This window comes from Sinorhizobium mexicanum (genome assembly GCF_013488225.1).
Taxonomy (GTDB): domain Bacteria; phylum Pseudomonadota; class Alphaproteobacteria; order Rhizobiales; family Rhizobiaceae; genus Sinorhizobium; species Sinorhizobium mexicanum.
The window spans coordinates 2,948,487-2,970,481 of record NZ_CP041238.1 but is presented as its reverse complement, the minus strand read 5'-3'; the positions used below and the strand labels follow the sequence as shown (position 1 = coordinate 2,970,481).

18 protein-coding genes and 1 other RNA gene are annotated in these 21,995 nt (G+C 62.8%); 17 read left to right on the top strand and 2 right to left on the bottom strand.

The genetic code is table 11. The features are described from left to right. Window positions 1-163: 163 nt before the first annotated feature. Window positions 164-1,378, bottom strand: a complete 1,215-nt coding sequence (locus tag FKV68_RS14120; RefSeq protein ID WP_180938431.1) for a pyrophosphate--fructose-6-phosphate 1-phosphotransferase — start codon at window positions 1,376-1,378, stop codon at window positions 164-166. Between the two features lie 324 nt (window positions 1,379-1,702). Between FKV68_RS14120 and FKV68_RS14115 the strand changes: the two genes are divergently transcribed. The 17 genes from FKV68_RS14115 (at window position 1,703) to murB (ending at window position 20,249) form a co-directional block, all read left to right on the top strand. After that, entirely contained in the window at window positions 1,703-2,410 is a 708-nt protein-coding gene (locus FKV68_RS14115; RefSeq protein ID WP_180938430.1) for a J domain-containing protein, read from the top strand. Then, window positions 2,407-3,171: an N-acetylmuramoyl-L-alanine amidase gene (locus tag FKV68_RS14110; RefSeq protein ID WP_180938429.1), complete on the top strand. Its 765-nt coding sequence runs from the start codon at window positions 2,407-2,409 to the stop codon at window positions 3,169-3,171. The genes FKV68_RS14115 and FKV68_RS14110 overlap by 4 nt, the downstream gene beginning before the upstream one ends. A 228-nt stretch (window positions 3,172-3,399) precedes the next feature. Continuing rightward, the gene (locus tag FKV68_RS14105; protein WP_180938428.1) at window positions 3,400-3,933 is read left to right on the top strand and encodes a lytic transglycosylase domain-containing protein; all 534 of its coding nucleotides are present in this window, start codon (window positions 3,400-3,402) and stop codon (window positions 3,931-3,933) included. Window positions 3,934-4,125: 192 nt separating this feature from the next. Further along, entirely contained in the window at window positions 4,126-5,313 is a 1,188-nt protein-coding gene (locus FKV68_RS14100; protein WP_180938427.1) for an NAD(P)/FAD-dependent oxidoreductase, read from the top strand. A 72-nt stretch (window positions 5,314-5,385) separates the two neighbouring features. After that, an RNA gene (rnpB, locus tag FKV68_RS14095) (RNase P RNA component class A) lies at window positions 5,386-5,783 on the top strand. Window positions 5,784-6,198: 415 nt separating this feature from the next. Then, window positions 6,199-6,639, top strand: coding sequence for a division/cell wall cluster transcriptional repressor MraZ (gene mraZ, locus FKV68_RS14090; RefSeq protein ID WP_180938426.1), 441 nt, complete (start codon window positions 6,199-6,201; stop codon window positions 6,637-6,639). 14 nt (window positions 6,640-6,653) lie between these two features. Continuing rightward, window positions 6,654-7,679, top strand: a complete 1,026-nt coding sequence (gene rsmH / locus FKV68_RS14085; protein ID WP_180938425.1) for a 16S rRNA (cytosine(1402)-N(4))-methyltransferase RsmH — start codon at window positions 6,654-6,656, stop codon at window positions 7,677-7,679. A gap of 6 nt (window positions 7,680-7,685) precedes the next feature. Then, complete coding sequence (gene ftsL / locus FKV68_RS14080) at window positions 7,686-8,069, top strand: cell division protein FtsL (RefSeq protein WP_180938424.1); 384 nt, start codon at window positions 7,686-7,688, stop codon at window positions 8,067-8,069. Then, the gene (locus FKV68_RS14075; RefSeq protein WP_180938423.1) at window positions 8,069-9,814 is read left to right on the top strand and encodes a peptidoglycan D,D-transpeptidase FtsI family protein; all 1,746 of its coding nucleotides are present in this window, start codon (window positions 8,069-8,071) and stop codon (window positions 9,812-9,814) included. The genes ftsL and FKV68_RS14075 overlap by 1 nt, the downstream gene beginning before the upstream one ends. Before the next feature lie 66 nt (window positions 9,815-9,880). Further along, window positions 9,881-11,341 (top strand): UDP-N-acetylmuramoyl-L-alanyl-D-glutamate--2,6-diaminopimelate ligase, encoded by a 1,461-nt coding sequence (locus tag FKV68_RS14070; RefSeq protein WP_180938422.1) that lies wholly within the window; start codon window positions 9,881-9,883, stop codon window positions 11,339-11,341. 1 nt (window position 11,342) lies between these two features. Then, on the top strand, window positions 11,343-12,776 hold the full coding sequence (locus FKV68_RS14065; protein ID WP_180938421.1) for a UDP-N-acetylmuramoylalanyl-D-glutamyl-2,6-diaminopimelate--D-alanyl-D-alanine ligase: 1,434 nt from the start codon (window positions 11,343-11,345) through the stop codon (window positions 12,774-12,776). 242 nt (window positions 12,777-13,018) lie between these two features. Beyond that, on the top strand, window positions 13,019-14,119 hold the full coding sequence (mraY, locus tag FKV68_RS14060; protein ID WP_180938420.1) for a phospho-N-acetylmuramoyl-pentapeptide-transferase: 1,101 nt from the start codon (window positions 13,019-13,021) through the stop codon (window positions 14,117-14,119). 7 nt (window positions 14,120-14,126) lie between these two features. Continuing rightward, window positions 14,127-15,518: a UDP-N-acetylmuramoyl-L-alanine--D-glutamate ligase gene (gene murD, locus FKV68_RS14055; RefSeq protein WP_180938419.1), complete on the top strand. Its 1,392-nt coding sequence runs from the start codon at window positions 14,127-14,129 to the stop codon at window positions 15,516-15,518. Between the two features lie 65 nt (window positions 15,519-15,583). Then, on the top strand, window positions 15,584-16,738 hold the full coding sequence (ftsW, locus tag FKV68_RS14050) for a putative lipid II flippase FtsW (protein ID WP_180938418.1): 1,155 nt from the start codon (window positions 15,584-15,586) through the stop codon (window positions 16,736-16,738). 3 nt (window positions 16,739-16,741) lie between these two features. Further along, a complete protein-coding gene (gene murG, locus FKV68_RS14045) occupies window positions 16,742-17,866 on the top strand; it encodes an undecaprenyldiphospho-muramoylpentapeptide beta-N-acetylglucosaminyltransferase (RefSeq protein WP_180938417.1) in 1,125 nt (374 codons plus the stop codon). Beyond that, window positions 17,863-19,272: a UDP-N-acetylmuramate--L-alanine ligase gene (murC, locus tag FKV68_RS14040; protein WP_180938416.1), complete on the top strand. Its 1,410-nt coding sequence runs from the start codon at window positions 17,863-17,865 to the stop codon at window positions 19,270-19,272. The genes murG and murC overlap by 4 nt, the downstream gene beginning before the upstream one ends. A gap of 2 nt (window positions 19,273-19,274) precedes the next feature. Next, window positions 19,275-20,249 (top strand): UDP-N-acetylmuramate dehydrogenase, encoded by a 975-nt coding sequence (gene murB, locus FKV68_RS14035; RefSeq protein WP_180938415.1) that lies wholly within the window; start codon window positions 19,275-19,277, stop codon window positions 20,247-20,249. A gap of 74 nt (window positions 20,250-20,323) precedes the next feature. Here murB and FKV68_RS14030 read toward each other — a convergent pair whose 3' ends face one another. Continuing rightward, a complete protein-coding gene (locus tag FKV68_RS14030) occupies window positions 20,324-21,634 on the bottom strand; it encodes an MFS transporter (RefSeq protein WP_180938414.1) in 1,311 nt (436 codons plus the stop codon). Between the last annotated feature and the right edge of the window lie 361 nt (window positions 21,635-21,995).

Below are 21,995 nucleotides of genomic sequence, written 5' to 3'. Positions count from 1 at the left end.
CTGGGAAGAACCGGGAGGGAGCCACGCAAGCGCGGAGCCGTCAACTGTAATTAGCGGCGCTGCTCACAGCGCCGCGCGTCCTTCGGGACACGCAAAAGTCGCTGCAGTACTTTGAATTGTGCATGATCTTATCCTCAAATCGATTCCGATTTGAGGAATCATGCTAGTCCGCCGCCTGCCACTTCTGGCCGATGACGTCCATCACGTCGCCGAACCATTTGGTCGACGGGTCGAAATGCTTGCCTCCCTTGATGCGCGGGAACTCGATCGTGCGTAGCTTGCCGCCCTGGTCCTCGTCATGGCCGGTGACGCCGGAGACCTTGTTGAGCGCGCTCTCGACCGCAAGGTCGACCATGCTCTGGATCAGGCGCAGGTCGTCGCCATTGGCGGGCGCAGAGCGGGCATAATAGCCGGACTTCTGCACCATCGAGCGTTCGGCACCGAGAAGGGCAGCGAACTGCTTCGAGAACCAGTTTCCGACGTTGATCGTGTCGATCTTAACGTGGCCGAAAGCATCGCGCTTGACCGTTTCGCCGGCCGCCTCGCGTTCGGCGACGATCGCGTCGAGGCAGGCGCCTTCGCTGACGAACAGAGTGACGAAACCGGCGCGGTCCATGACTTTGCGCAGGCGCTCGGCCTCGGCCTCGAGATCGAACTTCATCTCCGGCAGGTAAAGGCCGTCGATGTTCTTCATCTGCGCGTTCATCATGAAGCCGTCGACATATTCCTTGTCTTCGGCCATCTGGATGTAGGCGCGCGCGGTTGCTGCCGTTAGCCAGCCGCAGTGGCGGCCCATCACTTCGTGGACGACGAGGGTGCGCGGCGCCGCGCTCTGCTCGTTGCTGACATTGTCGAAGAAGCGCGCGCCGTATTCGGCCGCCGTCCAGGCGCCGAGCGTCTGGCGGATTGGCACCACGTCGTTGTCGACCGTCTTCGGCAGGCCGACCACAGTCAGGTCATAACCGTTCGCGCCGAGATAGGCGGCAAGATCGGCGGCAGTCGTATTGGTGTCGTCACCGCCGATCGTATGCAGGATCGTGATGCCGTCCGACGCCAGCCTTTCGGCGGCGACCCGAAGAGGGTTCTGGCCTTCCTTGACGAGACCGCGCTTCACGCAGTCGGCTGTGTTGGTAAGCTTCACGCGGCTGTTGCCGATCGGCGAACCACCGTGGCGATGGAGGAGATGCGCTTTCTCGCGCATGTCCCTGGTGATCTCGATACGGTCGGCAAGAAGCAGACCCTGATAGCCGGAACGGTAGGCAACGAGTTCGTAGTCGGGCGCGATGTCGGTGTACCGTTCGATCAGGCCGCCGACAGCGGATGAAAGGCAGGGCGCAAGCCCGCCCGCCGTCAGCATTGCGACTTTCTTCTTGGCCATGGTTCCTCCTCGGCGATTCGGCACTGGCAACGGCTCAGCGGAGCCGGTCATGTTCATGGTCCTTGCTCATTCAAGGACATCGTGGTCTAGCGCAAATCCGATGGAAGTTAAATGACAGGCCTGTGGATGCTTCAAAAAGTCCGTGCCGTCTGATGTCGACTCGTCGACGCGACTATACTTCGAAATAGGTTGAGATTTACGGCTATATGATTTATTGAGGGGCCATCACAAGTACGTCATCCGTGGTGTTTCCGGCGATCGGCCGCTTGCATTTCGCCACCACATCGGGTCATGCTGCGTGGTGGACAGGGAAAAATCGCACATATGTCATTCTGGGACAGCCTGCTGAAAATCGTCACGGCCACAGGCAATGCGCTCGCGGGCGTGGTCGAGGCCGTTCGCACCCTTTTTGAAGGGGACCCGGAAACACGGCGCAAGGTCGCGTTCTCGGTCGCGATGATCGCGCTTTCGGCGAAGATGGCGAAGGCGGACGGTATCGTCAGCGAGACCGAGGTTGCCGCCTTCCGCGATATCTTCAAATTTCCCGCGGATCAGGCGCAGAACGTTGCGCGTCTCTACAACCTCGCGCGTCAGGACGTTGCGGGCTATGAGGCCTATGCCGAAAAGATGGCGTCGCTGTGCTCGTCCTGCGAAAAGAACTGCCCGATCCTCGAGGACATCATCGACGGGCTCTTCCATATCGCGAAATCCGATGGCGCCGTGCATGATAAGGAACTCGCGTTCCTCATGCGGGTCGCGGAGATCTTCAAGATGGACGAAGAGCATTTCCAGCGCATCATGACGCGCCATGTCCATCTCACGGGACGCGATCCGTATGAGGTGCTGGGCGTGTCGCCGAAGGACGATTTCGCCAAGATCCGCAGGCGCTATCGCGTGCTGGTGTCCGAGAACCATCCGGACATGCTGGTGGCGCAGGGCGTACCGGAAGAGTTTCATGCGATCGCCAACGATCGCATGGCGGCGCTCAACGCAGCCTATGAGGCAATCGAAAAAGAACGCCGCGCGGCATGACAGCGAAGACGTGCGATTTTCCCGGTGCACGCCTGCTGCCGTCGCCCAATCACGGTGAGCGGGCGGGCGGGCGCAGCCCGGATATGATCCTGCTGCACTATACCGGCATGGAGACCGCCGCTTCGGCCCTCGACTGGCTTTGCCGCGAGGAAAGCCAGGTCTCCAGCCATTATTTCGTTCATGAGGATGGCCGGATCGACCAGCTTGTCGCGGAGGAGCGGCGTGCCTGGCACGCGGGCAAGAGCTTCTGGAAGGGCGAGACGGACATCAACTCCTGTTCGATCGGCATCGAGATCGCCAATGCCGGCCATCCGGGCGGGCTGCCGGACTTCCCTGAAGCACAGATCGAAGCGGTCGCCGAATTGTGTCGGGACTGTGGCGAGCGCTGGTCCATCGCCCCGGAAAGGGTCCTTGCGCACAGCGATGTTGCACCGATTCGCAAGGTCGATCCGGGAGAAAAATTTCCCTGGCATGCGCTGCACGCCAAGGGGGTCGGCCACTGGGTGGAACCGGCGCCCGTCGGCGGCGGCCGGTTTTTCCAGCGCGGCGACCGCGGGCAGCCGGTCGAGGCGATTCAGTCGCTGTTGTCCCTCTACGGCTATGGGATTGAAGTAACAGGCGATTTCTGTGAGAAGACAGAAGGCGCGGTGGCCGCATTCCAGCGACATTTTCGTCAGGCGAGGGTGGACGGAATCGCCGATGTTTCGACCATCGACACGCTTCATCGTCTACTTTCCGCCCTCCCGAATCTCAGCCTTTAGGCGACGATTTTTGGGGGCGCTAATTTAGCGCGCTCACCACTTTCTTGCGCGATTTTTTTGTGTTGCCACATGTTTACCATGATGGCCCCTTCATTTTCCCTGCATCAACTGCAGGGGATGCAGCGCGACCGCGCCGCTCTTTTGTCAATAAAAACGATCGGGAAATTCGGTCGTGGCGGCGGGGTGCGCTGCTGCGAGCGGTTCCCCAGACCGGAGACTTCAAACTAAATGAGAATATCGTCTGTTGCTGCGGTGGCGGCATGCTTTGGCATGTCCTTCGCCGGGATGGGTATGTCGTATGCAGGGGATGTCGACAAAACCATCAAGACCTCTTCGCTTCAGTCAGTGACCAGAACAACAGGGTATCCGAAGCCCGACCTATCCCTGTCGACGGGCTCGCAATATACGATCCTCATCCAGTCCTACGCCAAGCAATTTGGCGTCCCCGCCGGCCTCGCTCACGCCGTCGTTCAAATCGAAAGCAACTTCGACCCGGATGCGCGTGGCACCTCCGGCGAGATCGGGCTGATGCAGATCAAGCCCGCCACTGCCCGCATGATGGGCTATTCCGGTTCCGCCAAGGGCCTCTACGATCCGGAAACCAACATCAAGTTCGGCATGATGTATCTGGCGAAGGCGCAGGAGCTTTCGGACGGCTCAACCTGCGGCACCATCCTGAAATACAATGCCGGCCACGCCGCCACGCGCATGAACCCGGTATCGAAGCGCTATTGCGGCAAGGTTCAGAGCATCCTGAACTAAGGGCTGAATCGTCGGTTCCGTGGGGGCGGTTCCGTCCCCGAACTGACCCATAACTTGCCTTGGATCGATCCCGGTCCAAGGACGTGGCCGGAAAGGTCTTGCGTTCCGGCACAGCGTTAATTCCCGAAGGAATTCGGTGCGATTGCTTTTGCGGCATGTTATTCCCGGCGAAGTGAACCGTCGGGGATGGGCATGTCGGAAAGCGTTGATTTCGCCGTCGTCGGCAAGGGAATGATGGGCGCTGCGGCCGCGCGGTATTTGAGCATCGCCGGCGCAAGTGTCGTGCTCATCGGCCCGGACGAGCCGGAAGATTGGGCCAACCACGGCGGTGTTTTCGCCAGCCACTACGACAATGCCCGCATTACCCGCACGATCGACGAAGATCCGGTCTGGGCCCGTCTTGCCCGCCGTTCGATCGACCGCTACGGGGTGATCGCCGCCGAGAGCGGCATCGACTTCTATGCGGAGGTTGGCTGCCTGATCGCAGCACCGGCGCCTGGCGGTGAATTCGACTATCTGGATAAGGTCGCGCACGCTCGGGACAGGCTCGGCGTCGAGGCGCCGCTGATTTCCGGCGATGCTCTCGCTCAGCGCTTTCCCTGGTTCCGTTTTCCGCAAGGCTATGGCGGTATCCATGAGGCGCGCGGCGCGGGCCACATCAACCCCCGGGCGCTGGTGCGGGCGCAGACGCTGCTTGCGGAAAGAGCGGGCGCGCGGGTCATCCGTTCCGAGGTGGCTTCCGTCGATGAACATTCCGATCAAGTCGCTGTTGCGACTGTCGACGGCCAAACGGTTCGTGCGAGGCGTGTCCTTGTCGCGGCCGGCGGCTTCTCGCTGTCGAAGACGCTGCTGCCGCGGCCGATCGATCTAAGTGTGAAAGCGCGCACGGTGCTGTTCGCCGAGGTCGGTGCCGAGGACCTCGCCCGCTTCGCGGGCATGCCGTCGCTGATCGGCGCGGCGCCGCGGCAGGAGCGCAGCTATTACCTGCTGCCGCCGGTCGCCTATGCGGACGGCAAACAATACATCAAGATCGGCGGCGATCCGATCGACCGGGTGCTTGCGAGCGAACCGGCGGTCAGGGAATGGTTCCGCAACGGCGGCAGCGGGCCCGCGGCCGATCATATGCGGGGACTGCTCGCCGAGGTGATGCCGGACCTTCAGCCTGTTGCGACGCATTTTGCGCCTTGCGTCACGTCGTTCACGCGGCATGGCTATCCCTATATAGGCTTCGCGAGCCATCGCGTCGCCGTGGTGACTGGTGGCAATGGACAGGCAGCGAAGAGTTCCGACGAGATCGGGCGGCTCGGTGCCGCGCTCGTCATGGAAGGGCATCTTGATGCCCCCGAATATGAAACCGACTTTGCGGTTTCGTACCGTTGATCCGCGCAAGCGTAGGCTGAAAGCGTCGATTTTTCTGGCGCTTGCCGCTTCGGTCGGCTAATGACCCCTCTGCCAGTTGGCCGGGCAGCCGCGCCCCGCAAGTGCCGAAAGGCCGCGGGGGGAGGAAAGTCCGGGCTCCACGGAAACACGGTGCCGGATAACGTCCGGCGGGGGCGACCCTAGGGAAAGTGCCACAGAAAGCAAACCGCTCCGCTTGCGGAGTAAGGGTGAAAGGGTGGGGTAAGAGCCCACCGCGGACATGGCAACATGGACGGCACGGCAAACCCCACCGGGAGCAAGACCGAATAGGGATGACACGGGTGCGCGAGCGCCCAGCCGGTTTCCAGGCGCGTCATCCGGGTGGGTTGCAAGAGGCTGCGCGCAAGCGCAGTCCCAGATGAATGGCTGCCACGTTCCGTTCCTCCGGGGGCGGGGCCATACAGAACCCGGCTTACAGGCCAACTGGCTTTTTTCTTCCCGCACTGCTCGCAGCCGCATTTCAAGCGGGACGCTATTTCTCGATCGAATCAGCAGTCGAATGCCTCCCGCGTCCATTGCTGCTGCCGTGCGGTTTCACGCGAGATTCCAAGGGATTAGGATCCCCGATCGTAACCCTTTGTTAAACTTAACAACCTATCAATATTTGATCATTCGCGAGGCTTATTGCGAGCTTCTCCCATTGACGCCCATATGGTCCCATGTTATCCCATAATGGTACTGCGCAAGGGCCGCGTCGTGGCCCATCATCGCAAAATTCCAAGGTTCCTTCCTCGGAAGGGTCGGGCGGGCACGCTTGTGTCCGGCGGGGGTCTTTTGCGCGCGCAGGCAGGTGTTCGCGCGGGCCAATGATCGTGGCCCGTCAGTCGGAGGCGGCCGTTTCGCGTCATGAACCGCTTCTTGTCACATGCTACGAACCGGATCGATGCAAAGGGGCGGGTGTCCGTGCCTTCGGCGTTCCGCGCCGTGCTTTCGGATGGGGGCATCCGGGAGCTATACTGCTTTCAGGACTTCGTCTTTCCGGCGATCAGCGTCGGTGGGCCGGAGCTTCTGGATCGGTTCGAGAAGCAGATGGCGGCAGAGGATCCGTTCTCGGATGCCGCCAACCAGATGTCGCTCCTCGTTCATGGGGGCGGCGTCTTTGTGAAGCTCGACCCGGAGGGCCGGTTGATGGTGACGGATTTTATTCGCGACTTCACCGGCATCTCGACCGACGTGACTTTCGTCGGACGGGGCGATCATTTTCAGCTCTGGGAGCCGCAGGCGTTTGCGAGGGCGCAGGCGGAGGCCCGGGAAGGGCGCAAGCAACGGGGGTTGCGTCCGGAATAGAATGGAGAGGCGGAATGGTGACGGATCAAGGCGGCGGAGATTCTGAAGCCGGCGGCGGACCGGTTCGTCACATTCCCGTCCTGTTGACCGAGGTGCTCGCTGCCCTCGAACCTGCGCCTGGCAAGATCATTCTCGATGGCACGTTTGGGGCCGGCGGTTATACGTCCGCCATCCTGACGGCGGGCGCCGACGTGATCGCGCTCGACCGCGATCCGACGGCGATTGCCGCAGGTCAACCTCTTGTCGCTGCCTCCGATGGGCGGCTTAAGCTTGTTCATTCCCGTTTTTCGGAACTCGCCGAAAATGCGCCGGCAGAGGGCCTCGATGGCGTCGTGCTCGATATCGGGGTTTCCTCGATGCAGATCGACGAGGCCGAGCGGGGCTTCTCTTTCCAGAAGAAAGGGCCTCTCGACATGCGCATGTCGGCCTCCGGTGTCTCTGCTGCCGATGTCGTCAACCGCGCCAAGGTCTCGGATCTCATCCGCATCTTCGGCTTCCTCGGCGAGGAGAAGCAGGCGGGCCGCATCGCCCGCGCCATTGAGAAGCGCCGCACTGAGGCGCCGTTCGAAACGACGCGCGACCTCGCGGGCCTCATCGAGACCGTGACGCCACGCAAGGCCAAGGACAAGATCCATCCCGCAACCCGCGTCTTTCAGGCGCTGCGCATCTTCGTCAACGAAGAACTCGGGGAGCTCGCCAATGCGCTTTTTGCTGCCGAGCGGGTGCTGAAGCCCGGCGGGCGCCTTGTGGTCGTCACTTTCCATTCTCTCGAAGACAGGATCGTCAAGACGTTCTTCCAGGACCGGTCCGGCAAGGCGGCGGGATCCCGCCATCTGCCGATGGTTGCTGCACGCGCCGCAACCTTCACGCCAGTTGGCAAGCCTATGATTGCAGCCGGCGAGGAAGAAGCGTCCCGCAATCCGCGCGCCCGGTCTGCCAAGCTCAGGGCCGGCATCCGCACGGAGGCCCCGTCGCCGGGAAACGATCTGTCCATTTTCAATCTGCCGGAACTGGCGAGCCTTGCGAAACTGGGGGGCTAAGAGAAGATGCTGCGAACGCTCGACATTGTCCTGATCGTCGTCATGACGGCAGCTGCTACCGTCACATACACAATCAAGCATCAGGCCGAGAACAAGCGCGAAGAAGTTCGCCGGCTGGACGCTGCCATCAAGCTCGAGGAAGACACCATCGATCTCTTGAGGGCGGATTGGGCGCTGCTGACGCAGCCGAACCGGCTCGAGCGCCTCGTGGGCGCCTTCGCCGCCGACCTGCAACTCGCGCCGACCCCTTCGACACAACTCGCGCGGCCCGAGGAACTGCCGATGCTGAGAGCGGATCTGCCGCAACCGGAAGGCGATAAGGCGGCTGACGACGGCGTTGCCGCCGTCATCAAGACAGATGGTATCGCAACAGGATCGGTGGCGCGCTGATGTCGTTTCTCTCCCGTATCATGGTGCTGAAGAGCAAGGCGCATTTCTCGGCGGGCGGCAACAACCGGCCATCCGATGGGGTCAACGTCACGATCCAGGGAGCGCGCAAGAAGAGCGCCAGCCAGGCCAAGAACCGGGTGGCGATCGTCATTGCCAGCTTCGGCATCGTCTATGCGGTAATCGGCGGGCGACTGGTGCAGTACGGCATGGCGCAGCCGGAGACCGTTTCGTCGATCGGGCGCGCCGACAATCTGATGGCTTCGCGTCCCGACATCCTCGATCGCAACGGCGAAATCCTCGCAACCGACATCCGCACCGTGTCGCTCTATGCTGAGCCGCACAAGATCGTCGATGCCGACGAAGCGGTGGAGCGCCTGGCGACGGTTCTGCCCGATCTTAATGCTCGCGAGATCTACAACAAACTCAAGTCGAAGTCGCGTTTCCAATGGCTGCGCCGGCAGCTGACGCCGAAGCAGCAGAGCGAAATCCTGGCGCTCGGCATTCCCGGCGTCGGCTTCCGTCCGGAAAAGCGGCGCTTCTACCCCGGCGGCCCGACCGCCGCCCATATCCTCGGCCATGTCAATATCGACAACCGCGGCGTTGCCGGCATGGAGCGCTACATCGACAACCAGGGTCTTGCCGACCTCGCTGCGATCGGCATGACCAGCGATGCCAAACTCGAGCCGGTCAAGCTTTCGATCGATGTGCGCGTCCAGAATATCGTGCGCGACGTGATCGAGGCCGGCATGACGAATTTCAAGGCGATCGCCGCCGGCGCCGTCGTGCTCGACGTCCACACCGGCGAAGTGCTGGCAATGGCCTCGGTCCCCGACTACGACCCGAACAAGCCGGCGGAAGGCGCCGAGGAAGGCTGGATGAACCGCATGTCGAACGGCACGTTCGAGATGGGGTCCACCTTCAAGACCTTCACGATCGCGATGGGGCTCGACTCCGGCAAGGTGACGCTCAACGACAGCTTCGATGCGTCGGCGCCGATCCGCATCGGCGGCTTCACCATCAAGGATTTTCACGGCAAGCGCCGCGTGCTGACGGTGCCGGAGATCTTCCAGTACTCGTCGAACATCGGCACGGCCAAGATCGCCGACCTCATCGGCATTCCCGGACACAAGGAATTCCTTACGCGCATCGGGCTTCTCTCGAAGCTGCCGACGGAACTTCCAGAGGTCAAGACACCGTCCCAGCCGCGCGAATGGAAGAAGATCAACTCGATCACCATCTCCTTCGGCCACGGCGTCTCCACGACGCCATTGCAGACGGCGGTTGCCGGGGCTGCGCTGGTCAATGGCGGCAAGCTCATTCCGCCGACCTTCCTGCCGCGCACGGAGGAGCAAGCAAACGACCTCGCGACGGCGGTCGTCAAGAAGAGCACAAGTGACGACATGCGCTTCCTGCTTCGCTGGAACGGCATTGCCGGCTCGGGCAAGCGGGCGCTCGTTCCCGGTTTCAACGTCGGCGGCAAAACCGGCACGGCCGACAAGGTGGTTAACGGCCGTTACGCCCATGATCTGAACTTCAACGCCTTCCTCGCCGCATTCCCGATCGACAATCCCAAATACATCGTGCTGACCTTCATCGATGCGCCGAAGACCGGCGAGGGTGGCGGGCGTACCGCGGGCTCCAACGCAGCGCCGATGGTGCGCGACATCATCAGCCGCTCCGCGCCGCTTCTCGGCGTCGAACCGAAATTTGGAGAAGACGGTTCTGCCTTGCTTGTGTCTTATTGACCGTGAAATGAGAATGCGAACGATTCGCGATCCGGCGGATCGATATCGATGCGGGACATGCAGTTCATGAAGATCAAGGACCTGGCGGGAGCCGCTTTCCCGGAACTTTCGGCGCAACTGAAGGGCGTTTCCTCGGATATCGAGATCGCCGGGATTACGGCCGATAGCCGGCAGGTCAAGCCAGGCGACCTTTTCGTCGCCGTCGCCGGGACGAAGGCGAATGGTGCCGCTTATATCGCCGATGCCCTTTCGCGCGGCGCTGCGGCCGTGGTCACGGTGGCTGGTGCGGTTGCCGAGGCCGGTGTGCCGGTGTTCGGAATGTCGGAGCCGCGTCGTTTCCTGGCGAAGGCTGCCGCCGCATTCTACGGTCGACAGCCGGAAACCATGGTGGCGGTGACCGGCACGGCCGGCAAGACCTCCGTCGCTTCCTTTACCCGGCAGATCTGGGCCCATTCGGGCCTTTCTGCCGCGATGATCGGAACGACCGGCGTCGTGGCGCCTGGCCGCAACGACTATGGATCGCTGACCACACCGGACCCGGTTTCACTGCACAAGCTGCTTAAGGAACTCGCTGATGCCGGCGTGACGCACGCGGCGATGGAAGCGTCCAGCCACGGTCTCGACCAGAGCCGGCTCGACGGCGTTCGGCTTGCCGCCGCCGCCTTCACCAATCTCGGCCGCGACCACATGGACTATCATCCGACGGTCGAACACTACATGGCCTCGAAGATGCGCCTCTTCTCCAACCTCCTGCCCAAGGGCGCGCCGGCGGTGATCTTCGCCGACGACCAATGGTCGGACCAGGCGATCGCCGCCGCCCGCAAGGCGGGCCGGGACGTGCGCACCGTCGGACGCAAGGGCGAATTCATCACATTGAAGCGCGTCGAGCATTTCCGCCACAAGCAGTCGGCGGAGGTGCATGTCGGCGACGATATCTTTGAAATCCACGTGCCGCTTGCCGGCGATTTCCAGATCGCCAACGCGCTGGTTGCCGCCGGCCTTGCCATGTCCACGGGCATCAGCGCCAAGGCCGCCTTTTCGGCGCTCGAGAAGTTGCAGGGCGCGTCCGGGCGCCTGGAACTCGTCGGGCACACGAAGGATGGCGCGCTCGCCTATGTCGATTATGCGCACAAGCCGGATGCGCTGGAGAACGTGTTGACCTCGGTTCGGCCTTTCACCACCGGCCGGATCATTATCGTTTTCGGTTGCGGCGGCGACCGCGACAAGGGCAAGCGGCCGATTATGGGCGAGATCGCCACGCGGCTTGCCGATGTGGTCATCGTCACCGACGACAACCCGCGCTCGGAAGTACCCGAAGTCATCCGCGCCGAGATCATGGCCGCGGCCAAGGGCGCGACCGAAATCGGCGACCGCGCCGAAGCGATCCGAACTGCGGTCGGGATGCTGAAAAGCGGTGACACGCTGATCGTCGCCGGCAAGGGACATGAGGAAGGGCAGACGATCGGTTCCGTGACGCTGCCGTTCTCGGACCACGAGGAAGTACGCAAGGCATTGGGAGGGCTGTGACTTGAACTGGCTCTGGACAAGCAGCGATCTTCTGGCTGCGATGAACGGCCGTCCGGTCGGAAATCTGCCAGAGGGCATTGACGGCATCTCGATCGACAGCCGAACGATCAGCAAGGGCGAGGCGTTTTTCGCGATCAAGGGCGATCGCGTCGACGGCCATGACTATGCCGGGATCGCGCTTGCCAACGGCGCTTCCCTTCTTGTCGTCAGCGAAGGCAAGATTCCCGCCCTCGGCCGGTTGATCGCGCCGATGATCGTCGTCGATGACGTGCTCGAGGCGCTGATCCGGCTCGGTTGCGCCGCGCGCGATCGCAGTGCGGCAAAGGTGATCGCCGTCACCGGATCGGTCGGAAAGACCACGACGAAGGAAATGCTGAGACACGTGCTGTCCCCGCTCGGCCGGGTGCATGCCTCCGTTGCCTCCTTCAACAATCACTGGGGTGTGCCGCTGACCCTTGCGCGGATGCCCGAGGCGACCGACTTCGGCATTTTCGAGGTCGGCATGAATCACCCGGGCGAAATCCGGCCACTGACGAAGATGGTTCGCCCGCACGTGGCGGTCGTCACCAGCATCGCTCCCGCCCATCTCGGCAACTTCGAAAGCCTCGACGAGATCGCCGCGGCGAAGGCCGAGATCTTCGAGGGTGTCGTCAAAGGCGGGCACGCCGTCCTCAACATTGACAGCCCGCAATATAATCTGCTGGAGCGTGCCGCCGGTGCTGCCGGCGTGAGCTACATCCATTCCTTCGGTTCCAATCCGAAGGCCGAGTTCCGGCTGGTCGAATTCACTGGTCGGTCGGAAGGATCGGTGCTCTGGGCCGGGATTGGCGGCAGGACGCTGGAGGTCGCGATCGGCGCTCCGGGGCGCCATATCGCCGAGAACGCGCTGGCCGTGGTCGCGGCGGCGAAGCTCGCAGGCGCCGATCTCGATCAGGTCTTGGCGTCGCTTGCGACGATGCGGCCGGAAAAGGGTCGGGGACTGCAGCACCGTCTGAAGGTCGGCGCGAGTCGGCTGACGCTCATCGACGAGAGTTACAATGCCAATCCGGCCTCGATGCGCGCGGCGATCTCGCTGCTGCGCGACGCCGAGCCACCCGTCGGCGGACGCCGGATCGCGATCCTCGGCGACATGCTGGAGATGGGCGAGCACGCCGCCGAGGTCCATGCCGCTCTTGCCGAGCCGATCGTCGAGGCCGGCATTGCCGACGTCTGGATCGCCGGGCCCGAGATGGCGCATCTGCGCGACGCTCTGCCGCCGGAGGTTTCTGTCGTTTATCGCGAGGCCGTCGACGATCTCACCGACTACGCACTCGCGGCGGTTGCTGCCGGCGATGTGGTGATGGTCAAGTCGTCCAAGGGAACCGGCTGCGCGAGAATCGTTCAGGCGCTTCTCAACGCCTATCCGGAAGAGGCGGCGAGGGGCGGGGAAGTATAGCGGGCGTTGCCACCACTGCATGTCTCCTTAGTCCGAACCGATCCAAGGAAAAGACATGCGGTGATTGGAAGTGCTGCAGCAATCTTTGTGCGCCTGAAATGACGTACGGCGCTGCAGTGCTGGTGGATACCGCCCTCGGCCAGGGGATATGGCCTTAACATAGTCGACCACAAGCGGGTAACGTCTTTCAGATGATTCTGTTGGACGATGTCCGATTCTAAACCTTTGGGGAAAGGTCCCTTATGCTGATCTGGCTCGTGGAACTGGCGGACCACTTTCAATTTTTCAATCTCTTTCGCTACATCACTTTCCGCACGGGTGCAGCTCTCTTCACTTCCGCCCTGATCGTCTTCCTGTTCGGCCCGGCGATGATTGCATCGCTTCGCATCCGCCAGGGCAAGGGCCAGCCGATCCGCGCCGACGGTCCGCAGACCCACTTCAAGAAGGCTGGTACACCCACAATGGGCGGCCTGATGATCCTCGCGGGTATCGTCGTTTCGTCGTTGCTGTGGGCCGACCTTTCCAGCGTCTATGTGGTTTCGACCCTGCTGGTGACGCTCGGCTTCGGCGCGATCGGCTTCTATGACGACTATCTCAAGGTGACCAAGCAGTCGGACAAGGGCTTTTCCGGCAAGGCGCGTCTCGGTATCGAATTCGTGATCGCGGCGATCGCCGTCTTCTTCATGATGCAGGCAGCGGTTTCGGCGGGGACCGCCGGCTCCACCTTTGGTTCCTCGGTGACTTTCCCGTTCTTCAAGGACCTGATGCTCAATCTCGGCTATTTCTTCGTGCTTTTCGGCGGTTTCGTTATCGTCGGTGCGGGCAATGCCGTGAACCTGACCGATGGTCTCGACGGCCTTGCCATCGTGCCGGTCATGATAGCGTCCGCCGCCTTCGGCCTCATCGCCTATCTCGCGGGCAACGCCGTTTTCGCCAACTATCTGCAGATCCATTTCGTGCCGGGCACCGGCGAACTCGCCGTGATCCTCGGCGCCGTTATCGGCGCGGGCCTCGGATTTCTCTGGTTCAACGCGCCACCCGCCGCAATCTTCATGGGTGATACCGGCTCGCTGGCGCTCGGCGGCCTCATCGGCACGGTTGCCGTCGCCACGAAGCATGAAGTCGTGATGATCATCATCGGCGGTCTCTTCGTCATGGAGACGCTATCGGTGATCATCCAGGTGTTCTGGTTCAAGCGCACCGGCCGCCGCGTGTTCCTCATGGCGCCGATCCACCATCACTTCGAGAAGATGGGCTGGACGGAAAGCCAGGTGGTGATCCGCTTCTGGATCATCGCCGTCATCCTCGCGATGATCGGCCTTTCGACGCTGAAGCTCAGGTGAGTGCGCGATGATCCCGGTCACCACATTCAAGGACAAGAAGGTTGCACTCTTCGGGCTCGGCGGTTCCGGCCTCGCGACGGCGCAAGCGCTGGTCGCGGGCGGGGCGGAGGTCGTCGCCTGGGACGATAATCCCGACAGCGTCGCCAAGGCCGCGGCAGCGGGGATTTCAACGGCCGACCTGCGTGGCCTCGACTGGTCTGCCGTTGCCGCTTTCGTGCTTTCTCCGGGCGTGCCGCTGACGCATCCGAAGCCGCATTGGACGGTCGATCTGGCCCACCAGGCCGGCGTCGAGATCATCGGCGACGTGGAGCTCTTCGTGCGTGAGCGCCGGGTGCATGCCTCAGATTGCCCCTTCATCGCCATCACCGGCACCAACGGCAAGTCGACCACGACGGCGCTGATCGCCCATATCCTCAGGGAAAGCGGGCGCGACACCCAGCTTGGCGGCAATATCGGCACCGCGGTGCTGACGCTCGATCCGCCGAAGGCCGGGCGTTTCTACGTGGTGGAATGCTCCTCCTATCAGATCGATCTTGCGCCGACGCTCGAGTCCACGGCCGGGGTGCTGCTCAACCTGACGCCGGACCACTTGGACCGGCACGGCACGATGCAGCACTATGCCAATATCAAGGAACGGCTGGTGGCCGGAAGCGGCACGGCGATCGTCGGCATCGACGACAGCTTCTCGAGCCTGATCGCCGACCGGGTGGAGCGCGCCGGAACGAGGGTCGTGCGCATTTCGCGCCGGAATGTGCTTGCCGACGGGTTTTATGCCGAAGGCTCGCGGCTGATGCGCGCCCGCGGCGGCACATCTTCGCTCTTCACCGATCTTGACGGCATCCAGACGCTGCGCGGCGGGCATAACGCCCAGAATGCCGCCGCCGCGATTGCGGCCTGCCTTGCGGTCGGCGTCGACGAGAAGGACATCGTCGCCGGGCTTCGCAGCTTCCCGGGTCTCAAGCACCGGATGCAGCCGGTCGGAAAGAAGGGCGACGTCGTCTTCGTCAACGACAGCAAGGCGACCAATGCGGACGCCGCGGCGCCGGCGCTGTCGAGCTACGATCGGATCTACTGGATCGCCGGCGGTCTCCCGAAGGAGGGCGGCATCACCTCGCTTGCGCCATTCTTCCCGAAGATCGTCAAGGCTTATCTGATCGGCGAGGCCGCGCCGGCCTTTGCGGCGACGCTCGGCGAGGCCGTGCCCTATGAGATTTCCGGAACGCTGGAGAAGGCGGTCGCCCATGCGGCGGCGGATGCGGCACGGGACGAGGGCGGGCCCTCGGCCGTGATGCTCTCCCCGGCTTGCGCAAGCTTCGACCAGTACAAGAATTTCGAGGTGCGTGGTGATGCCTTTGTCGGGCATGTGGCGGCACTCGAAGGCGTGACCATGCTCGTCTGACGAGCGGAGTCGGGCCTGAACGATTGACGTTGGCGCGGACCTGCGCCGGAAAAGGGGACAGACAGATGGTAAGCCGAGCCGAACGTGGCCCTGTGGCCGACTGGTTCTGGACGATCGACAGGTTTTTTCTGGCGACCTTCATCCTCCTGATGGGCGTCGGCTTTATGCTCTCTTTTGCGGCGAGCCCGCCGGTTGCCGAGCGGCTCGGCCTCGACAGCTTCCACTTCGTCAAGCGTCACGCGCTCTTCCTTCTGCCATCGCTCGCTGTGATGGTCGGCATCTCCTTCCTGTCGCCGCGCCAGGTCAGGCGCGCAGCGATCATCCTGCTCGGTGTCTCGCTCGGGATGATGGTGCTGGTTCTCTTCGTCGGTCAGGAGGTCAAGGGCTCGCTACGCTGGATATCGATCGCCGGCATTTCGATTCAGCCCTCGGAATTCATGAAGCCGGCCTTCGTGGTCGTCTGCGCCTGGCTTTTCTCCGAGCACGCGAGGCAGCCGGAAATCCCAGGCAATCTTTTCGCCATCCTGCTTTTCGGCATCGTCGGCGCGCTTCTTGTCGCCCAGCCGGACCTTGGCCAGACCATCCTGACCACTGCCGTCTGGGGTGGCATGTTCTTCATGGCCGGCATGCCGTGGCTCTGGATCATCGTGCTTGCGGGCGCCGCGGTCGGCGGTTTCTTCGTCGCCTATACGATGTTGCCGCACGTCGCCGGCCGTATCGACCGGTTCCTGACCGGCGAGGGCGATACCTTCCAGGTGGACACGGCACGCGAAGCGATCATTCGCGGCGACTGGTTCGGTCGCGGCCCGGGTGAGGGCGTCGTCAAGCGCATCATCCCCGACAGCCACACCGACTTCGTGTTCTCGGTCGCGGCGGAAGAATTCGGCATTGTCTTCTGCATGGTCATCGTGCTGATCTTTTCCTTCCTCGTCATGCGTGGTCTCAGCCATGCCTTCCGCGAGCGGAACGATTTCAACCGCTTTGCCGTTGCCGGCCTGGTGCTGCAAATTGGCATCCAGTCGATGATCAATATCGGCGTGAACCTCGAACTGCTGCCGGCCAAGGGCATGACCCTGCCGCTGATTTCCTATGGCGGCTCCTCGATGGTGGCGATCTGCGTGACGGCCGGTTTCGTCCTGGCATTGACCCGGCACCGGCCGGAGAAGCGCGCCGTGGAGCGCAGCCTCTTTCGATCCGGCGTCGGAATGCCGGCGGAGTAAGTCATGAGCAAAGGCATCATTCTTCTTGCCGCCGGGGGCACCGGCGGTCACCTCTTTCCCGCGGAAGCGCTGGCGCATGAGCTGAGGGCGTCCGGCTACGACGTGCATCTGGCGACGGACAGCCGCGCCGAGCGCTTTGCCGGACGGTTTCCCGCCGACGAGATCCACGTTGTGCCTTCCGCGACGATCGGCTCGAAGAACCCGATCAAGCTGGCGCGATCGGTCTGGAAACTCTGGACCGGCCTGCGCGCTGCGCGGCGGCTGATCGCACACCTGAAGCCCCAGGCGGTGATCGGTTTCGGGGGCTACCCGACGGTGCCGCCGCTGCTCGCTGCCACCGGCATGGGCATCCCCTCGATGATCCACGAGCAGAACGCGGTGATGGGGCGGGCCAACAAAATGCTGGCCTCGCGGGTGCAGGCGATCGCCGGCGGCTTTCTTCCGGAGGGCGCCGGGGCGTTCGCGACGAAAACGGTGACGACCGGCAATCCTGTTCGTCCGGCCGTGCTCGAGGCGGCGGGCATGCCCTATGCGGTTTCCTCGAACGACGCACCGTTCCATCTGGTCGTCTTCGGCGGCAGCCAGGGCGCGCAATATTTCTCGCAGGCGATCCCGCAGGCGATCTGCCGTCTCGAGGACAGTGCGCGCCAGCGGCTGCGGGTCACGCAGCAGGCGCGTCCCGAGGACCGGGAAGGCGTTAGCGCGGCCTATGACAAACTCGGCGTTCCCGCGGAGGTCTCTCCCTTCTTCAACGACATGGCCGCGCGGATAGCAGCCGCCCAACTCATCATCTGCCGCTCGGGCGCATCGACCGTGTCCGAGCTCGCGGTGATCGGCAGGCCGGCGATCCTCGTGCCCTATCCCTATGCGCTCGATCACGATCAGGCGGCGAATGCGGCCGCACTCGCGGCAAAGGGCGGTGCCCGGGTGATTGCGCAGGCCGAGCTCAGCGCCGAGCGGCTTTCGGGCATTCTCGCCGATGCCATGAACAATCCACAGTCCCTGGCGCAGATGGCCGCCAGTGCCCGCGAAACCGGCAAACCGGACGCCGCGCGCTTGCTTGCGTCTCTCGTAGAGGCTATTGCCAGCGGTTTGACAGTCGAGAAATTCAAGGAAACACGCTCATGAAAATGCCGAAGACGATCGGGCTCGTACATTTCATCGGTATCGGCGGCATCGGCATGAGCGGCATCGCAGAGGTGCTGCACAATCTCGGGCACCGGGTGCAGGGGTCGGATCAGTCGGACAGCGCCAACGTGCAGCGCCTTCGCGAGAAGGGCATCAAGATCTCCGTCGGCCATAAGGCTGAAAACCTCGGCGATGCCGAAGTCGTCGTCGTCTCGACTGCGATCAAGAAGGACAACCCCGAACTGATCGCGGCGCGTGAAAAGTTCCTGCCGGTGGTGCGGCGCGCCGAGATGCTGGCCGAGCTCATGCGCTTCCGCAACGCAATCGCCATCGGCGGCACGCACGGCAAGACCACGACGACCTCGATGATCGCGGCGCTGCTCGATGCGGGCGGGCTCGATCCGACGGTCATCAATGGCGGCATCATCAATGCCTACGGCACGAATGCTCGCATGGGTGCCGGCGAGTGGATGGTGGTCGAGGCGGACGAGTCGGACGGCACATTCCTGAAGCTGCCCGCCGACATCGCGGTCGTCACCAATATCGACCCCGAACATCTCGACCACTACGGCAATTTCGACGCGGTGCGTGCTGCCTTCCGGCAGTTCGTCGAGAACGTGCCCTTCTATGGCTTCGGCGTGCTCTGCCTCGACCACCCCGAGGTCCAGGCGATGGTCGCCAAGATCGAGGACCGCAAGGTCGTCACCTATGGCGAGAACCCGCAGGCAGACGTGCGCTACCACAATATACGCATGGACGGCGCGACCTCGGTCTTCGATATCGAGATCCGCCGCCGCCGCACCGGCCAGGTGATCACGATGAAGGACCTGCGGTTGCCGATGCCGGGCCGCCACAACGTTTCCAATGCCACGGCCGCCATCGCCGTCGCCCAGCGCCTCGGCATCAAGACGGAGGATATCGCGAAGGGGCTCGCCGCCTTCGGTGGCGTCAAGAGGCGCTTCACGCTCACCGGCGAGTGGAACGGTGCCCGCATCTTCGACGATTACGGCCATCACCCGGTCGAGATCAAGGCGGTGTTGAGGGCGGCGCGCGAGGCTTGCCAGGGCCGGATCATCGCCGTGCACCAGCCGCATCGCTACAGCCGTCTTTCGAGCCTCTTCGAGGACTTCGCCTCCTGCTTCAACGATGCCGACACGATCCTGATCGCGCCGGTCTACGCGGCGGGTGAGGACGCGATCGACGGAGTGGATTCGGAAGTGCTGGTCAACCGCATCAAGGCGGCGGGGCATCGCGACGCGCGTTACGTCGGTGGGCAGGAGACGATCGCGCCGATCGTCTCGAAGATTGCGCAGCCGGGCGATTTTGTGGTTCTCTTGGGCGCTGGCAGTATTACTTATTGGGCTGCGGCCCTTCCCAAGGAACTCGCGAATATTTCAGGAATTTGAGCATGAAACAGGTTAACGGTCAGAAACTTCTCGAAGCGCTCGGAAGCGGCGTCAGCACAGTCCGCGGACGCATCACCCCCGATGCCCCGATGGACCGCGTGACCTGGTTTCGCGCCGGCGGGCTTGCCGAGCTCATGTTCCAGCCACACGACACGGACGATCTCGTCACCTTCCTGAAGCTTGTGCCGGAGGATGTGCCGGTGATGGTGATCGGCGTCGGTTCCAACCTGCTCGTGCGCGACGGCGGTATACCCGGCGTCGTCATCCGGCTTTCGGCCAAGGGCTTTGGCGATCTCGAACTCGTCGGTGAAAACCGCATCAAGGCGGGTGCCATCTGCCCGGACAAGAATATCGCTGCCATGGCGCTCGATCACGGCATTGGCGGCTTCTATTTCTACTACGGCATTCCAGGCTCTATCGGCGGGGCGCTGCGGATGAACGCCGGCGCCAATGGCGGCGAAACGCGCGAGCGGGTCGTGGAGGTGCATGCAGTCGACCGCAAGGGCAACAAGCATGTGCTGAGCAATGCCGACATGGGCTATAGCTATCGCCACACCGCGGCGGGGAAGGATCTGATCTTCACGCATGCGATTTTCGAAGGCTATCCGGAAGAGAAGAACAAGATCCGCACCGACATGGACGCCGTGCGCCAGCATCGCGAGACGGTGCAGCCGATCCGCGAGAAGACCGGCGGCTCGACCTTCAAGAACCCGGAAGGCCATTCCGCCTGGAAGCTCATCGATGAGGCGGGTTGCCGCGGCATGATGATCGGCAGCGCCCAGATGTCGCCGCTCCACTGCAACTTCATGATCAATACGGGGCAGGCGACCGGCTACGAGCTCGAATATCTCGGTGAAACCGTGCGCTCCCGTGTGCTGGAACATTCCGGCATTCGCCTCGAATGGGAAATCAAGCGTATCGGCAACTTCATGCCGGGTTACGAGATCAAGGAATTCCTCGGCCGCGGCATCGCCTGAGCCGGGAGCAGTTATGGAAAAGGGCCGCGACGGCTTACCGTCGCGGCCCTTTTTGCTTTTTGCCTGGAGCTGCCTCAGGCGGAGACTTCTTCTTCCTTTGATAGCAGCAGGCAGACGAGCGTGATCAGCGCGGCTGCGAGCAGGTAATAGCCGACATGGCCAAGGCTGTAGTTGGTCGCAAGCCAGGTGGCGATGTAGGGCGCCAGCGACGCGCCGAAGATACCGGCGAGGTTGAAGGTCATCGACGCGCCGGTATAGCGCACCGCCGTCGGGAAGGGGGCGGCGAGCGCCGCGCCGATCGGCCCGTAGGTAAGCCCCATCAGGCCGAGGCCGATGATCGAAAAGACAAAGGCGCCGCCAAGGCCGCTCGCCATCAGCGGAGCCATGACGAGACCGAAGAGGCCGATGCCGATGGTGGTCAGCACCAGAACCAGGCGCCGGCCGAAGCGATCCGAAAGAATGCCCGAAACCGGGATCATCAGACCGAAGAAGACGACGCCCGCCATCTGGACGACCAGGAACTGCTCGCGGGAATAACCGAGTTTCGCCGTGCCCCAGGAGAGCGAGAAGACGGTCATCAGATAGAACAGAACGAAGGTCGCGAGCGCTACGAAAGTGCCAAGCACGAGGCTGCGCTTGTGGGAACGGAAGATCGCGGCGACCGGAACCTGAACGCGCTCATGCTTGTCGATCGCCTTCTGGAATTCCGGCGTCTCGGTGATCTTCAGGCGGACATAAAGGCCGACGATGACGAGGAGCACGCTGGCGATGAAGGGCACACGCCAGCCCCAGGCGAGGAAGTCTTCTTCGCTCATCACTTCTCCGAGCACGAGGAAGGTGCCGGCGGAAAGGATGAAGCCGATCGGCGCGCCGAGCTGCGGGAACATCGCATACCAGCTCCGCTTGCCTTCCGGCGCGTTCTCTGTCGCGAGCAGCACGGCGCCGCCCCATTCACCGCCAAGCCCGAGGCCCTGACCGAAGCGGCACAGCGCAAGCAGGAGCGGCGCGGCGATGCCGATCGTCGCGTAGGTCGGCAGGAGACCGATGACGACGGTGGAAATACCCATGGTCATCAGCGCGGCGACCAGCGTCGCCTTGCGGCCGACCTTGTCGCCGAAATGGCCGAAGACCACGGCGCCGAAGGGGCGAGCGAAAAACGCAATCGAGAAGGTGGCGAAGGATTGCAGCATTGCCGAGGTCGGATCCGCCGACGGAAAGAAGAGGTGCGGGAAGATGATCACCGCCGCGGTCGCATAAACATAGAAGTCGAAGAATTCGATCGTCGTGCCGACGAGGCTGGCGAACAGCACCCGGCCGGGAGAGTTCACTGCCGGCCGATGCAACGCACTATCCTTCGGCGACAGCGAGGTTGTCGCGTCTGTCATTGTCTTGTTCCTGATATGATTGTCTTGCCGTCTTGGGAGGCGGTCCCCGGTTCTTAGCGCATGTTTCGATCCGGAGAAAGCCGGAAATAGTAAGAAATGCGAACTAAATTGGCGGCCGGAGCAGCATTATTGCGGTAGGCGCAGTCGCCTTTGGGGGAGGCCCGACGCCATTATTTTTCCGACTTCTGCACTCGTTTCTAAACGCGGCCGCACAAGGCACTGATTTTCTGCCTAATTGCACTGTTTCGGCAGGCGTTTTCCGGTGCCAAACCTGATGCGTTTCGTGAGAAGAGTTAACCAAAGTAAACACTTCATTAACCATAATGCCGTTCTAGTGGTCCTGTTCTATCACCGGTGACTC